Annotated in this window: 12 protein-coding genes; 7 read left to right on the top strand and 5 right to left on the bottom strand. The window is 37.1% G+C overall.

Annotation, left to right across the window (positions count from 1 at the left end):
* Entirely contained in the window at positions 1-654 is a 654-nt protein-coding gene (locus C8J95_RS01645; protein WP_107807336.1) for a CBS domain-containing protein, read from the bottom strand.
* A 63-nt stretch (positions 655-717) separates the two neighbouring features.
* Between C8J95_RS01645 and C8J95_RS01640 the strand changes: the two genes are divergently transcribed.
* On the top strand, positions 718-1,641 hold the full coding sequence (locus C8J95_RS01640; protein ID WP_107807335.1) for an NAD(P)-dependent oxidoreductase: 924 nt from the start codon (positions 718-720) through the stop codon (positions 1,639-1,641).
* A 62-nt stretch (positions 1,642-1,703) separates the two neighbouring features.
* Positions 1,704-3,026, top strand: coding sequence for a TolC family protein (locus C8J95_RS01635; RefSeq protein WP_107807334.1), 1,323 nt, complete (start codon positions 1,704-1,706; stop codon positions 3,024-3,026).
* A gap of 96 nt (positions 3,027-3,122) precedes the next feature.
* Here the strand turns inward: C8J95_RS01635 and C8J95_RS01630 are convergent, their stop codons facing one another.
* The 4 genes from C8J95_RS01630 to C8J95_RS01615 form a co-directional block, all read right to left on the bottom strand.
* Positions 3,123-3,761, bottom strand: a complete 639-nt coding sequence (locus C8J95_RS01630) for a 50S ribosomal protein L25/general stress protein Ctc (RefSeq protein ID WP_059325730.1) — start codon at positions 3,759-3,761, stop codon at positions 3,123-3,125.
* Between the two features lie 57 nt (positions 3,762-3,818).
* Positions 3,819-4,760, bottom strand: coding sequence for a ribose-phosphate pyrophosphokinase (locus tag C8J95_RS01625; RefSeq protein ID WP_034871800.1), 942 nt, complete (start codon positions 4,758-4,760; stop codon positions 3,819-3,821).
* 83 nt (positions 4,761-4,843) lie between these two features.
* Positions 4,844-6,325 carry an SGNH/GDSL hydrolase family protein gene (locus C8J95_RS01620; protein ID WP_107807333.1) on the bottom strand — a complete coding sequence of 494 codons (1,482 nt, stop codon included), beginning with the start codon at positions 6,323-6,325 and terminating at the stop codon, positions 4,844-4,846.
* An 11-nt stretch (positions 6,326-6,336) separates the two neighbouring features.
* Positions 6,337-7,575, bottom strand: a complete 1,239-nt coding sequence (locus tag C8J95_RS01615) for an OmpP1/FadL family transporter (RefSeq protein WP_107807332.1) — start codon at positions 7,573-7,575, stop codon at positions 6,337-6,339.
* A gap of 346 nt (positions 7,576-7,921) precedes the next feature.
* On the opposite strand from C8J95_RS01615, the gene C8J95_RS01610 reads away from it, so the two are divergent.
* The 5 genes from C8J95_RS01610 (at position 7,922) to C8J95_RS01590 (ending at position 15,591) form a co-directional block, all read left to right on the top strand.
* On the top strand, positions 7,922-9,256 hold the full coding sequence (locus tag C8J95_RS01610) for a regulatory iron-sulfur-containing complex subunit RicT (RefSeq protein WP_107807331.1): 1,335 nt from the start codon (positions 7,922-7,924) through the stop codon (positions 9,254-9,256).
* The gene (locus C8J95_RS01605) at positions 9,243-9,713 is read left to right on the top strand and encodes a gliding motility lipoprotein GldH (protein WP_107807330.1); all 471 of its coding nucleotides are present in this window, start codon (positions 9,243-9,245) and stop codon (positions 9,711-9,713) included. Before C8J95_RS01610 ends, C8J95_RS01605 begins: the two co-directional genes overlap by 14 nt.
* A gap of 8 nt (positions 9,714-9,721) precedes the next feature.
* Complete coding sequence (locus C8J95_RS01600) at positions 9,722-12,106, top strand: penicillin-binding protein 1A (RefSeq protein WP_107807329.1); 2,385 nt, start codon at positions 9,722-9,724, stop codon at positions 12,104-12,106.
* A gap of 35 nt (positions 12,107-12,141) precedes the next feature.
* Complete coding sequence (locus C8J95_RS01595) at positions 12,142-13,680, top strand: YdiU family protein (RefSeq protein WP_107807328.1); 1,539 nt, start codon at positions 12,142-12,144, stop codon at positions 13,678-13,680.
* A 102-nt stretch (positions 13,681-13,782) separates the two neighbouring features.
* On the top strand, positions 13,783-15,591 hold the full coding sequence (locus C8J95_RS01590; protein ID WP_107807327.1) for a DUF885 family protein: 1,809 nt from the start codon (positions 13,783-13,785) through the stop codon (positions 15,589-15,591).
* Positions 15,592-15,675: the final 84 nt, after the last annotated feature.

Raw genomic sequence — 15,675 nt, 5'->3', positions numbered from 1 at the left:
TCAAAATTCCATATATTTTTGTAAAAAACCAAAACGATCTTTTAATAAGTCATCTTTTTCATTGTGGTAAAATTTGTGAACCACAATATAGTTGTACCGGTCAAATGTTTCGTCAATAGAACTAAGGTTCTCGCTGCTTATTTTCAGTGCTATCTGAATCGTTTCTTCAGTCATATGATAGATGAAGGCTCCGTAAAATTTACCATTATTACTTTCTACAATTTTAGCAATCTCGGTCATAGAGTAATTCCGGGTAGCGGTCTCAACAATTAACACAGCTCCGTTTTCTGAAAACAATGGGTATTTGGAGAAATCCGCAAAAACATCTTCGCAAGAAATGTAGCCTAAGTACTTTTCATTCTGATTGATAATCGGAACAACATTTGCGTTGAATGTATGCAGAAGTCTGATACTGTCCAGGGATGTGCTGTCTTCCAGCATTGCAAATCTTTCCAGATGATGATTTAGTTCATTAAGATGCTTGGCTTCACTTTCCTCTATAAGTTCTGTACTTATATTTCCAAGAAATACACTATTCTTTTTTACAAAAATATGGGAGTAGCCAAAGTCCTGCACAATAGCTTTAACTTCTTCCAGAGAATCTGATAGATGAAAGGCGGGATAGTCTTTAGAAATATATTCCTTAATAAACATTGCGCTAATTTAGTAAAATATTGAAATATCTTTTTTAGCTTCGTATCAATAAATATAATAAAAATGAATGGTAAAAATGATAATCTTCAGATAATTCTTATTACAGGTAGTAATGGTTTTTTAGGAAGACGCCTAATAAAAGAATTTTCGGGGCTGTCTTATAGAATTATAGCAACATCTCTTAGCGAAAACAAAATTTCAGATTTACCAGAAAATACAACCTTCAGAAAATTGGATATTGCCAATAAAGAAGAGGTGAACAATATTTTTAATGAGTACAAACCTTCTTTTGTTATCAATGCGGGAGCTGTAACCAATGTAGAAGGGTGTGAAAAAGATAAAGATTTTGCATATGCCATTAATGTTGATGCGGTTGTAAATATTGCAGAACAGGCCAAAAAGCATGAAAGTCTTGTAATACAATTATCAACAGATTTTGTTTTTGACGGGTTGAACGGACCTTACAAAGAAGATGATAAGAAATGTCCGGTCAATGAATATGGAAGAACCAAAGCTCTGGCAGAAGAGAAGTTGGAAGAATCCGGATGTGACTATGCCATACTAAGAACTATTTTGGTATATGGAAATTCGGATGATCCGGCCAGAGGAAATTTTGTTTTATGGGCGAAGAAAATGTTGTCTGAAGGAAATGAAATTAAAGTCGTTAACAATCACTGGAGGATGCCTACCTTTATTAATGATCTTGCTATGGCCTGTCGTCTGGTAGTAGAAAAGAAAGCTAAAGGAATCTTTAACATTAGTGGAGAGGAAGAATACAGCATAGAAGAATTTGCCAGAAAAATTGCACAGTTTTATCACCTGGATGAGAGCTTAATTACAGCCATTTCATCAGAAGATATTGGGCAGGATAAAAACAGACCGGTGAGAACTGGGTTTGATCTTTCTTTGGCAAAAGAGAGGCTGGGATACAGACCAAATAGCCTTACGGAAGCATTGATTATAATGGAAAATGAGGTGAAAAAATAATTTTCGGAAGTGTGTTGTAACAAACCAATATTTTATACGTCTAATTGAAGTAAAACAAGACTATGAAGAAAATCTGTTGTTTATTGTTATGCGTTGGATTTTATTTTTCAGCAAGTGCCCAAAAGAAATGGACCTTGCAGGAATGCGTAGAATATGCAATGAAAAATAATCTGAAAGTCATACAGAATCAGTACAATAAACAGATTCAGGATAAAAATCTTTCAATGGCTAAAAATTCTTCTTTGCCTACGCTGGGAGGGTCTATATCCAATAATGCCAACTTTGGACAGAATATAACAAACACAGGTATTGTTAACCGTACCGATAACTACAATAACTCTATCGGACTAGGAGCTAATATCCTTATCTATAATAACGGCAGGCTGGAAAAGCAGGTACGTAAGGCTAATTATGATATAGAGGCAAGTATCTATGATCTGGAAACGGTGAAAAATGATGTTTCGCTTCAGATTGCTCAGCAATATCTTTCGGTTTTACTGAATAAAGAAATTATAAAGATTAATGAGAGTGCTGTAAACAATGCTCAGAAGGCTTTTGATAAAGCAAAGATGACAACAGATGTGGGCACAACTCCTTTGACTGTTCAGTATGAAGCTGAAGCTGCATTAGCAAGAGAAAAGCAAAATCTTAGTAACGCTCGTATTGAGACTGAAAGAGCTTTGTTTAATCTGGCGCAGTTATTACAATTAGCAGATTATAAAACTTTTGATGTAGAAGATCATAGAATAGATGGACTAGCCGCCCCTTTAGTATCCGATGATAGTGTTTTAAACAAAGCATATGAAACTCAGCCTCAGATTAAAGCGGCCGAATCAAGAATAAAATCATCTGAAACCCAAACTTTGATAACAAAAGCTGCTTATTGGCCTTCAATAACAGGAAATGCGGGTATAGGAACTAACTATTATACATCGCTAAATCAGAATCAGTATACTGCACCACCATTGTTTAAGCAGTATAAAGACAACTTTTCTCAACAGTTAGGTCTTTCTGCTAACATTCCGATTTTTAATCAGGGAAATACAAAAGTACAGGTAGAGCAGGCTAAGATTAATGAAGAAATTGCCAAAAACTCATTGGCACAGCAGAAACAAGCTGTTAAAGAAAATGTGCAGAAGGCGGCATTTGACGTTAATGCTAATTATGAAAAGTATCTGGCAGCACAGGAAGCAGAAAAGAGTACAGGATTGGCTTTGGATTTTGCTCAGAAAAGTTATGATGCCGGGAAAACTACAATTTATGACCTGAATATTGCGCGTAATAACTATGCAAATGCTCAGGGCTCTGTAGCACAGGCAAAGTACAATTATCTGTTTAGTCAGAAATTACTAAATTTCTATGCAGGGATACCGTTGAGTTTATAATTGATAAAAAATTATTCTTCAAATATTTTTTAAATAAGGTTCTAAATGAAAAATCCCGCATAAAGCGGGATTTTATTTTTAAATATTCTGGGGATCTTATCCTTCGAAAGATTTTTCTTCAGTTGTCGGAACATCTGGAGATACAGTTTCTTCTTCATCGTCATCATCAGCTGCAGCTCCTGCTTTCATTGCATTTCTAGACATCTTAACAGCTGCAATAACTGCATTGTCTGGGTGCATGAATGCATAAACGTCAGTTTTGATATCACCAACATAGATTTTGTTACCAATGTTTAGTTTAGTAACATCAACAACAACTTCATCTGGTAAGTTAGCTGGAAGAGCTTTTATCTTCAATTTTCTGAAAGACTGGCGTAAAACACCACCTCTAACAACACCTTTTGCACGTCCTGTAATTCTTACAGGAACTTCCATAATTACAGGCTTATCTTCTGATAATTGGTAGAAGTCAACATGTAAAATTTTGTCAGTAATTGGGTGGAACTGAATGTCCTGAAGAACAGCTGGGATTACCTGACCATCAACCTCAATAGATACCGTGTGTGCTTCAGGAGTGTAAACTAAAGCCTTAAAGCTTCTCTCTTCTGTAGAGAAGTTTAAAATTTCAGTACCTCCATAAACAACACAAGGAACTAATTCAGCATCACGTAAAGCTTTTGTAGACTTTTTGCCCACGCTTTCTCTTTTTGTACCTTGAATTGTAATAGATTTCATTATAAATGAATTTTAAAATGTTTAAAATTTTTCGAGTGCAAAGATATTAATTATTTTTTAAATAATAAATTTATCACTAATAGATTGATGTTCGTGAACACTTCTCATAACATCTGCAAACAACGGAGCACATGATAATACCTTAATTTTAGAAGATAATTCAGTGTTTACAGGAATTGTATCTGTAACGATTACTTCTAAAAGTTGAGATTTTTCGATGTTTTCGTATGCTTTTCCGGAAAGTACGCCGTGTGTAGCCATTGCTCTTACGGTCTTAGCACCTTTTTCCATAAGGATATCGGCAGCTTTGCAAAGAGTCCCCGCTGTATCGATCATATCGTCTATAAGAACAACGTTTCTGTCTTTTACATCACCAATAAGGAACATTTCTTCTACAACATTAGCTTTTTTTCTTTCCTTATATGCGATTACTACTTCTGCACCAAGGTGGCCAGCATAGTTTTTAGCTCTTTTAGCTCCTCCCATATCTGGAGATGCAATAGTAAGGTTTTCAATATTTAAAGACTGAATGTAGTCTATGAAAATTGTAGAAGCATACAAATGGTCTACCGGAATTTCGAAGAATCCCTGAATCTGATCTGCGTGTAGATCCATTGTCATGATTCTTGTAGCACCAGCTGCTGTTAAAAGATTTGCCACTAATTTAGCACCTATTGGAGCTCTTGGCTTATCTTTTCTGTCTTGTCTTGCCAATCCGTAGTAAGGGATAACAACTGTAATGTTTTTTGCGGATGCTCTCTTTGCAGCATCAATCATTAGAAGAAGTTCTAACAGATTGTCTGCCGGAGGAAATGTTGATCCAATTAAGAATACCCTTCCGCCTCTTACAGACTGTTCTAATATAGGCTCAAATTCGCCATCGCTAAAATTTAAGATATTAATGGCTCCAAGATTCTGGCCATAGTGGGTAGCAATTTTCTCTGCCAGTTCTTTACTAGTTCTTGTAGAGAAAAGGTAGGTTGGTTGACTCTCAATCATCTTTACTTTTTATTTGGTGCAAATTTAAAAAAAACCACTCAATTGCTCGAGTGGTTTTTATAATTAATATTTAAATATTTGATTTACGGGAATTTAACGCCAGAGTAATCGTTAGGATTAACCTGTGTTAGAGTAGATTTGTAAGTTTTATTAATTGCCTTAATAAACTCATTTGCAATAACTGCATAGCCACGACCTGTTAAGTGTACACCATCAAGAGAGAAAGACCCACCAGTAACAAATGTTGCAGTATATTTTACACCATTGTATTGAATTCCTGACTGAGAACTCAGTTCTTTCATTTTTGAATTAGCATCAACTAAAGCTAAACCATATTTCTGTGCAATTGCAGCAATTGCAGCATTATACGCTGTTACCGCAGTTGCTACCTTCGCAGCTTCTTTCTCAGTTAGCACGTATTGATCTTCAAGTGCTGTTTGAGTCCCTGATCCTGACTTTAATAAAGTCGAAGCAGGTAAGATAATCATATCTTTTGCTGTTGTTTGTCTGTAGCTAGGAATTCCTAATGCAGATAGATTAGTCAAATCTTTATCTACAATTACAGCTCCATTAATAGTTGCACCAGCAGTAAATTTGATTAACCTTTGTTGGTATTCTGTATCTGATAATAAACCTGCACCTTTTGCAGTTGCTAGTCCTGCATTATACTTTCCATATGCCTGAGCAGAGTTCAAGGCAGCTACCTGATCTGCTGTTAAACCTGTTATTGGCCTAGCGGGAACAGTTGTAAAGAATGGTATTGTTGATACATCCGGGATATTAGCAAGAATGCCTTTTGTTGTTCCGGCTGCTTTTAAAGCAACGACCACTTGTTCAATAGATCCGGCAACAACTTGTGGGTCAGAAATATCATTACTACCATAAGTAGCAGGATTAATATTTCCTTTCTGATCTTTTCCTGCTCCACCGCTAGTTGCATAGCTTAATACATCATTGTTACCAATCCATAAAGAGAAGAAAGTAGGTTTCTTTGCAACTGCATCTTTTATAACACTAGTTGATGAAGAACTGGCAAATCTTGCAAAATAAGGATTTGCTTTTCCTGCCTTGGCATACTCAGTATTTCCATAACCGTCAGCTAACAAATGGTATGATTTAGCTCCAGGTACTCCCATATTGTTGTATGGTCCTCCTGATGTAATATTGTCTAATGCTGCTGCTGGTGCTGAAGGAACTGGAGAAAGAGCTCCGCTTACCACCTGTAAGTTTAGTTTTCCCGAGTATATAATATTGCCTTTATCGTCTTTAAGATCTGTAAATCCACCTGTATTATTAGGCATAAAAGGTTGTTTGAAATCACCTCCGCCAGCAAGTTTCATTTGAGCTGCAATTATGGAAGGGTAAGATTCCTTCTGTCCGTCAAGATAAAGAGCATTGTCTCTGAATCCTGAAGTTAAAGAGTTTCCTAAGGATACATAGTTGCTAAAGTCAGCATCACCACTTGTAGGCTTTATGCTTGATACATTTTGATCGAAGTCTGTTTTACAGCTCGATAAAGCAAGAAATGAAGCAACAGATAATGATGTTAAAATATATTTTTTCATGTTATTCAAGATTAAAATGCATTATATGAAAGGCCAAGTCCGAAGATAAAAGCACTTCCTTTTATCTGTCCGCTCATGTTGTAGAAGTCATTGCTAACAGTTCTGCTCTTGTAGAAATTGTAGCTGGCTGCTAAGTCTACTCCAAGTTTTCCAAACTTCAATCCAATACCCCCTGTTAGTACATTGTTATTCATAGAAGGAGTTTCCGGGCTAAATTGGTTATCGTTGTAAGGAGACTCATCATAGTAATATCCAAGTCTTCCGGCAATCATATCAGTAAACCAGTATTGTGTACCAACTCTGTAAGATTTCGTGTTTTTGAAGTTTTTAGGAGCCGAATAAACTCTCATATCGCTTGGGTCATTTCCTAATTTTGCGTTAGCAAAGTTGATATTCAACTTGCTGTAACGATCCCATCCGTAATAGTTGAAGTCCCCTGAAACTGACCATCTTGGAGTTACTTTATAAGTTAAACCAATTGTATATTCATCAACTAATGGTAACATTGCCTTGAAAGAATCTGCTCCGGTGCTGTTTAATCCTAATGCAGGATATAACGCTGGCGAGACATTGCTAAGCTGCACAGTACCATTGTTTGCTTTCATATCTACTGCAGAACGGTATGCAATAGAGATGTCTAATTTTTCGTCCGGACGGAAATAGAAACCTAATCCAAATCCATTACCTTTTGCTTTTTCATCTTTTAGATTTGCTTCACCATTAACAAGTGTAGCCGTTTTTGTCCAGTCCAGCTTTCCTGTTGCGTGGATATAGCTAACCCCCACAGACATCCACGGTGCTAATTTCACGGAGATCATAGGCTGGAAGAAGAAAGATCTTAGATTTAGTTCCTGAACAACTTCTCTGCCTTCCCAGTTCTTATCCCAAATCAGGTGGCTGCCATATGGTGTTGTGAAACTGAAACCAACAGAAACATTCTCTAAAACCTTATAAGTTACTGCCGCATATATCGGAGTACTAATAGGATTGTCTGTTTTGTAAGATTGTAATGTTGAAGGATTCTGAAAAGTCATTGATGTTTTTACCCCAAAGCCCCCAGCTGCAACGCTAAGCTTAGAAGGGATAAATGAAATACCTGCCGGGTTGAAGAATGCTACACTGGCATCTTCTGTGTGAGCACTGGTATGAGCCATTGCAAGTTGCTTAACCCCTTGTAAGGATAGCCTGAAACCACCTGCATATGTTGCCATACTTGCTGCTAGTGCTACAGATAAAAAAACTTTTTTCATAATTACTGGAATAATTAATTTTCTCAAATATAAAATTATTTTATTTACAATTGTTAATTCTTCGTTAATATTTAAGGTTTTATCGGAAGAAAAACTATGTTTAAAATACTATTTAGCTACAAATATACTATATTAGGAGCGTTTAAGGGGCCTTGTTTTTTTGTTTAATTTTTGTATTTGTTAAATTAGCGGAGTATTCAGAAATAGTACTGTTTTTATATTTTTAATAATAGGTTTTATTATTTGAGAAAATGTTATTAAAACATACCTGATTGTGAAAAATATAAAATAAAAAAAGCATCAAAAAAATATTATAAATTTGCAGTAATTAATATAAATAGAAAATATGAGTTGTGGATGTAAGACATCCGGCGATTCTTCCCATTCGTGTGGGCCGAAAATCTCCTCGAATGGCTGTGAAAATGTAGATACCTGCGGGAATAGTTATAAATTAAGCGTTTTTGACTGGTTATCCAATGTAGCTCAGCCTACATCGAATCAATGTCATTATGTAGAAGTAAGGTTTAAGAATGACCGTAAAGCTTTTTATCATAATGTAAATAAACTACCGCTTCATATGGGTAGTGTTATCACAGTAGAATCAAGTCCCGGACATGATATAGGTGTAGTGAGCCTCACTGGAGAACTGGTGAAAATCCAAATGAAAAAGAAAAAGATCTCAGAAGATCAGGCCCTAAAAGTATACCGAGTTGCTTCGGCTAAAGATGTGGAAATCTGGCAGGAAGCTCGTAGAAAGGAGGATGCTATTAAGCTGGAGGCAAGGAAAATTGCTCGGAATCTCAATCTTGAAATGAAGATTACCGATATCGAATATCAGGGAGACGGAGCAAAAATAACATTCTATTATACTGCGGAAGGAAGAGTAGACTTTAGACAGCTTATTAAAGAATATGCTGTTGCTTTCCGTACAAAGATTGATATGAAGCAGATTGGTTATCGCCAGGAAGCTGCTAAAGTAGGAGGTATAGGTTCTTGTGGACGCGAATTATGCTGTTCCACGTGGTTAACAGACTTCCGCTCTGTAAATACACAAGCTGCAAGATACCAGCAGCTAAGTATTAATCCGCAGAAATTAGCAGGTCAGTGTGGTAAACTGAAATGTTGTCTTAATTATGAGCTGGATAGTTATGTTGATGCTCTTAGTGATTTTCCATCTTCATCGACTGTTTTAGATACCGAAAAAGGAAGAGCTTTCTGTATAAAAATCGACGTTTTCAAACGAAAAATGTGGTTTGCTTATGTGGAAAATTCTATGAGCTGGTACGATTTGGATATCCAGATTGTGAAGAAGTTTATTGGAATGAATAAGAGAGGTGAAAAGATTCCGCCATTAGAAGATTATAAGGTAGACGATAAACCTTTGCAGACTGTAGACCTTATTCAGGAGAATAATGTGGATCGTTTTGAAAGAAAAAGCAAAAACAGCCGTAACAGACAGAAAAGCCAGAAGCCTAATAATAACAATAAACAGGAAAACAGACCGACGCAGCCAAAATCGGAAGTAGAACAAGTTTCTAAACCTAGACAGAAGCAAGACGTTGAAAATACAGCTAAAGTTGCTCCTCAGGGAGAAAAGAAACCAAATAAGCCGAATAATAAAAGTAAAGCGAATTTCCATAAAAATAAAAAGAGACCACCGAAACCTGATGCAGGGGTATAAATTTCTTGTAGTTATTGCTTTTCTAGAAGTACTAACGGGTTGTGTATCTCCTGATGAACAAGTTAGGACAATCTCTCTTGATGGTAAGTGGGTATCTAAATATCCGGCTCGTTTTGAGTTTGATATTCAGGATGCGCAGAATCCAAAAAATATTATATTTGTTATCCGGAATAATAATGAATATCCTTACATGAATCTACGCCTACAAGCCTCTGTGTCAAAGATTAATGAAAAAGGAAAAGCAACTGAAATTCTGAATTATATGCTTGCAGAGCCTAACGGTATGTGGACCGGTATAGGATTTGGTGCAACAAAAGAGACCTTAGGTCGTTATAAGATGAATTACAGATTTCCGGGTAACGGGAAATATAAAATTGAACTAAAGCACCTGATGTTTAAGAGTCCATTAACGGGATTGGAAGACATAGGAATAAAAATAGAAACGGTTAAGCCATAATATATTAAATGGAAAATAACACTAAAAATAAGCAGCAGTCATTTCCGCTGCCCCCTACAAAGAAAAAACAAACTTCGGATAAAGGGGTGAAGAGATGGATAAAGTTTATATGGTTAGCTCTTGCGGCTTTTGTCGTTGGGATTGCCGGACTTTTCTTTATGGTTTCTCAGGGATTTCTTGGGGAAATGCCGGATGTGAAAGAGCTTGAAAATCCTGATATCTATGTTGCATCAGAGATTATTTCATCCGATGGTGTTTCGTTAGGGAAGTTTGAAAAGGAAAAAGTTATTCCTATTAAATACAAAGATCTGCCACCTCACCTTATTTTTGCTCTTCAAGCAAAAGAAGATGAGCGATTTAAAGAGCATTCAGGGATTGATATGAAATCCATTTTCAGAGCTGTTCGTTTTGGTGGTGGACGTGGTGGTGGATCTACCATTACCCAGCAGCTTGCGAAACTTCTTTTTACAAGAAATGTTTCTAAGAATAAGTTTCAAAGGGTATTCCAAAAGCTAAAAGAATGGTCTGTAGCAGTAAGCTTGGAGAAGAGGTATACAAAAGAAGAAATCATAACACTGTATTTCAATAAATTCGATTTTACCTACAATGCAAACGGAATTGAAATGGCTTCAAGAATCTATTTCAATAAACATACGAATGAGCTAACCCTGCCTGAAGCTGCAATGTTTGTGGCAATGCTGGAAGCTCCGAATGCAAATAACCCATTGAAAAATCCGGAGCGAGCAAAGCTTCGTAGAGATGTTGTATTAAAGCAAATGTTGGATACAGGATATATCGATGATAATACCTATAATCAAGCTATTAATACGCCTATCGTTACAGATTTTCATCCGGTAAAGAGTGTGAATGAAGGTTACTCGGCTTATTTCAAGTTCTATCTTAGAAAAGAAATTGACGGATATCTTAAAGATTATGAAAAGGAAACAGGAAGACCTCTGAATCTTTTCCGTGATGGATTAAAGATCTATGTAACACTTGATTCAAGAATGCAAAAATATGCTGAAGAAGCTATTAAGCAACACTTGACGGTTCTTCAGAAAAACTTTGATTCTGAACAGGCACGAAATCCAAACAGACCTTACTATCTGATTAGTAAGAAAACAGCAAATGACCTGATGATGGCTGCTGTAAAAAGAACGGGACGTTATAAGCAAATGAAGGCTGAAGGAATGTCTGAAGATTCTATTATGATGGATTTCAAAAAGCCAACAAAACTAACAAGATTTACATGGGATGGAGAAGAGGAAGTAGAAATGTCTCCTTGGGATTCGATCCGTTATCATAAACAAATTGCACAGGCTGGATTAATGTCTATGGAGCCTGCTACAGGAAATATCAAAGCCTGGGTAGGAGGGATCAACTGGCAGCACTATCAGTACGACCACGTAAAACAAGGTAAACGTCAGGTAGGATCTACATTCAAGCCATTCGTTTATGCTACTGCAATTATGAACCTAGGGTATACACCTTGTACGGTAATATCTAATGCCAATTATAGCAAAGGAGGCTGGAACGTAAGAGGAGGAAGAAGTGGAGGATCTCTTGCGCTTCGTGATGCTCTTGCTCATTCTCAGAATGCCGTTGCTGCACGCCTTATTGAAAGTACAGGCGTAGACAAGGTTATACAGTTGGCACGTGATCTTGGTGTACAAAGTGATATTCCGAAAAATAATACAATTGCTCTTGGTTCTTCAGATATTACTATTTATGAGATGTTGGGTGCATACAGTACCTTTGCTAACTTTGGTACTTATACCAAACCGGAAATGGTATGGCGTATTGAAGATCCAAACGGCCGTTTAATAAAAGAAGTGAAACCAGAGTCTAAAGAAGTCATGAATGAAGTATATGCTTATACAATGATTGATATGATGAAAGGTGTTGCTGAATATGGTACGGCATCTTCCGGACTGAAGAGATTGGGAATTAATGCTGAAATAGCTGCTAAAACAGGTACAACTAATAACAACTCCGATGGTTGGTTTATGGGGATCACTCCTAAGCTGGCAACTGGTGTATGGGTAGGTTGGGAAGACCGTGCAACCCACTTTTATAGTACTGGTGAAGGACAGGGTGCGAGAATGGCACTACCAATATGGGGATACTTTATGCAGCGAGTTTACAAGGATAAATCATTGGGTATAACTCAGGAAGACAGATTCGTGAAACCTTCCACTTATGATGGTTGTAATTCACTGAAAGGCCTTGGAGGCTATGGTGATGAAGGAGGACTTCAGACGATTGATGAGGTGAGAAGCCCAAGACCGCCATCGAATAATGGTAACCCTGATAATAATGGGCAACCGGCGAAAAAAGAAGAAAATATTAATGATAAGATCAATAAGACAGACGATATTGATTTTAATAAATAAAAACATAAGCCGGATAATATCCGGCTTTTTTTATCATGATGAACTTGCCAGAAATCAGACAGCCTTTTAAAGAAGGCTTCCCAGGTGATAATACATATAATAATTACCCACGGCAGACTCCGGGCGTACTTTATGCCCTTGTTGAGCCTATGGAGTTTCCAAAGCCTGAACTGATTCTCTTCAATGAAGAATTAGGAGAAGAGCTAATGGTCTCTAAAGATAATATCGGTCTGTTTAGCGGGCAGGTGCTTCCGGAAGGAGTTACAACATATGCTACAGCCTATGCCGGGCACCAGTTTGGAAACTGGGCGGGCCAGTTAGGAGATGGCCGTGCAATCAATATCGGAGAAGTTAGGAGTCGATCCGGAAAGAATATAGAATTGCAATATAAAGGAGCCGGAAGTACTCCTTATTCCAGGAATGCGGATGGCAGAGCTGTTTTTCGCTCTTCACTCAGAGAGTATCTGATGAGTGAGGCTATGTATCATTTAGGAATTTCTACAACCCGTGCTTTAAGCTTGGTAAAAACAGGTGAAAATGTAATACGGGATATGTTCTATAATGGGCATCCGGAAGCAGAAAACGGAGCTGTGATTATACGAACAGCGGAAAGTTTTATTCGATTCGGACATTTTGAATTATTGGCAGCAAGGCAAGAGACTGATACACTAAAGCAATTAATGAACTGGGTTATAGAACGCTATTTTCCGGAAATCAAAGGGGAAACGGATACTGAGAAATACCTGAGTTGGTTCCGGGAAGTTGCTCAGAGAACAGCTGATACTATTATTGACTGGTTTAGAGTAGGTTTTGTTCATGGTGTAATGAATACCGATAATATGTCCATTCTGGGGCTAACTATAGATTATGGGCCCTTCAGTATGCTGGATGAATATAGTTTGAATTTTACACCTAATACGACTGATCTGCCAGGAAGAAGATATGCCTTTGGAAAGCAGGCTAATATTGCACACTGGAATTTGTTTCAGTTGGCTAATGCTATTTTTACTGTTATAAATGATCAGGAAGGCTTAGAAGAAATACTCAATGATTTTTCAAAATACTTCTGGACGGGTTATGATAAGATGATGGCTGAGAAGTTAGGCTTAGATGGGGTAAAAGAAAGCGATCAGTCACTTCTTCTGGAATGGCAAAAACTTATGGACGAGCTAAAGCTGGATTATACTTTGTTTTTTTCTTTATTAGAGAAAGTAGATGCTCAAACCAATGTTGTTCTGCATTTCGAGCCTTGTTTTTACTACAGTCTTACCCCGTCGCAGGCATTGCAATTGGAGAACTTTGTAAAGCATTACATAGACCGAAAGGCACAAAATACAATTTCTGCAGAAGAATCTCTGCAAAAGATGCAGAGAACAAATCCTAAATTTATTTTAAGAAATTACCTTCTTTTTCAATGTATTGAAGAGACGGATCAAGGTGATTTTACGTTACTCAACAAGTTATTGAAAGCATTAGAGAATCCTTATGAAGAATTATATCCGGAGTTCTCTGTAAAACGACCAGACTGGGCGGGAGATCAGCCTGGCTGCTCAACTCTATCATGTAGTTCATAACTTCCAAAGCTTTTTCTATAGTGAAGGATACGACGCGTAAATATTGATTTTCTGTTTTTTATCATGCCAAGAATGGTTACTTTTGGGTAAACAATCTTTTCTATGAAAAAACTAATTAAAATAGGGATGCTTGCCTCTATGGGATTGACATTAGCTGTGATATCCTGTCAGAAGAATGATTCTGCAAAAAATGAAGCTGCGGATAGTAGAGAAAATGATAAACTGGTAAAACTTGCAGATAAATACTATGAGGCATATCTGAAGCTTAGTCCTTTAGATGCTACATATCAGGGAGATGTAAGGTATAATGATTTGTTGCCTGATAATATTGATGCAAAAGTTATTACCGGGGAAATTAATTTTTACAATAATACAATAAAAGAGCTTTCTAAAATTAATTATGAAGCTTTGGATGATCAGCACAAAGTAATCTTTGATGTACTGGATAATCAGCTTAAAACAAAAGTGGAAAGCTATGTCTATCATCCCGAATATATTCCATTTAGCCAGTTTGATGGTCTGCCACTTACGATGCCTCTCCTGGGAAGCGGAAAGGGGAGTCAGCCCTTTAAAACAGCAAAAGATTATGATAACTGGTTAAAACGTATAGATCAGTTTCCTGCATGGATGGCTACTGCTGAGCAAAACTTCCGTACAGGAATAAAAAATAAAATGGTATTGCCTAAAAAGCTTGTGGTGAAAATGATCCCACAGATGAATGCCGCTGAAATTATAACAACAGAATTTGATAAAAATATCTTTTACGGACCTGTAAAGGAATTTCCAAAAGATTTTACTGCAAACCAGAAGCAGAAATATACCAAACTTTTCCAGGAAGCTATTAAAGATAAAATTATTCCTGTGTATTCCCGTATGGGTAAATTCTTGAAAGAAGAATACTTGCCAAATGCCCGTGATACAGATGGTTATAATGCTTTGCCAAATGGTAAGGATATATATGCTTATTATGTGAAAACATGGACAACAACCAGCAGAACTCCGGATGAAATACACAAAACCGGTCTTGATGAAGTAGCGCGAATCCGTGGAGAAATGGAAAAAGTAAAAGCGCAGGTAGGTTATAATGGGTCTTTAGAAGAGTTTTTAGCTCATGTGAAAAATGATCCAAAAGCAATGCCGTATAAAACTTCAAAAGAAATTTTGGATGGATTTCAGGGGATTTTGACAAAGATCACCCCGAAGCTGAAAACAATGTTTAATGTAACGCCAAAAACACCATTTGAAATACGTCAGACAGAGAAGTTCCGTGAGGCCACTGCCAGTGCGGAATATATGCAGGGAACGCCTGACGGTAAGAGACCGGGAATTTTTTATATTCCGATTCCTGATCCTAAGAAGTTTAATGTAACCAGCGGAATGGAATCTTTGTTTCTGCATGAAGCAATACCGGGGCATCATTATCAGGTTTCTTTGCAACAGGAAAATACAAAGCTGCCTAAATTTATGCGTTTCGGCTGGTTAGGAGCTTATGGTGAAGGTTGGGCGCTGTATTGTGAATCTCTGGGGCCAGAGTTTGGTCTTTACACGGATCCTTATCAAAAATTGGGTTCATTGAGCGACGAAATGATGAGAGCGATTCGACTGGTAGTTGATACAGGTATTCATACAGGGCAAATGACAAGAGAGCAGGCTATAAAATATTTTCTGAGTAATGTAGCTTATGATGAAGCAGGAGCAACTGCGGAGATTGAACGTTATATGGCAATACCAGGACAAGCATTGAGTTATAAAACCGGAGCTTTAAAAATAAGAGAGCTAAGAACAAAATATGAAAAGCAACTTGGGGCTAAATTTAGCCTGGCATCTTTCCATGATGAGGTGCTAAGTCAGGGATGTCTGCCACTAAGTGTTCTGGAAAGAAAAATGGAGCTTTGGTCTAAGAAGCAATAAAAAAATCGGATACATTATCCTTTGGAATATAAAGACATCATAGGTACTTGCCTGTGATGTTTTTTTATAGAATGCACTACTAAA

The sequence above is a fragment of the Elizabethkingia sp. YR214 genome, assembly GCF_003058195.1.
In the GTDB taxonomy this organism is placed as follows: Bacteria; Bacteroidota; Bacteroidia; order Flavobacteriales; family Weeksellaceae; genus Elizabethkingia.
Note: the sequence above shows the minus strand (reverse complement) of the source record. Positions and strands in the feature narration are given on the sequence as shown.

Coding starts and splice junctions, on each gene's coding strand:
- C8J95_RS01645 (WP_107807336.1), bottom strand. CDS start 654: ATGTTTATTAAGGAATATATTTCTAAAGACTATCCCGCCTTTCATCTA.
- C8J95_RS01640 (WP_107807335.1), top strand. CDS start 718: ATGAATGGTAAAAATGATAATCTTCAGATAATTCTTATTACAGGTAGT.
- C8J95_RS01635 (WP_107807334.1), top strand. CDS start 1,704: ATGAAGAAAATCTGTTGTTTATTGTTATGCGTTGGATTTTATTTTTCA.
- C8J95_RS01630 (WP_059325730.1), bottom strand. CDS start 3,761: ATGAAATCTATTACAATTCAAGGTACAAAAAGAGAAAGCGTGGGCAAA.
- C8J95_RS01625 (WP_034871800.1), bottom strand. CDS start 4,760: ATGATTGAGAGTCAACCAACCTACCTTTTCTCTACAAGAACTAGTAAA.
- C8J95_RS01620 (WP_107807333.1), bottom strand. CDS start 6,325: ATGAAAAAATATATTTTAACATCATTATCTGTTGCTTCATTTCTTGCT.
- C8J95_RS01615 (WP_107807332.1), bottom strand. CDS start 7,575: ATGAAAAAAGTTTTTTTATCTGTAGCACTAGCAGCAAGTATGGCAACA.
- C8J95_RS01610 (WP_107807331.1), top strand. CDS start 7,922: ATGAGTTGTGGATGTAAGACATCCGGCGATTCTTCCCATTCGTGTGGG.
- C8J95_RS01605 (WP_107807330.1), top strand. CDS start 9,243: ATGCAGGGGTATAAATTTCTTGTAGTTATTGCTTTTCTAGAAGTACTA.
- C8J95_RS01600 (WP_107807329.1), top strand. CDS start 9,722: ATGGAAAATAACACTAAAAATAAGCAGCAGTCATTTCCGCTGCCCCCT.
- C8J95_RS01595 (WP_107807328.1), top strand. CDS start 12,142: ATGATGAACTTGCCAGAAATCAGACAGCCTTTTAAAGAAGGCTTCCCA.
- C8J95_RS01590 (WP_107807327.1), top strand. CDS start 13,783: ATGAAAAAACTAATTAAAATAGGGATGCTTGCCTCTATGGGATTGACA.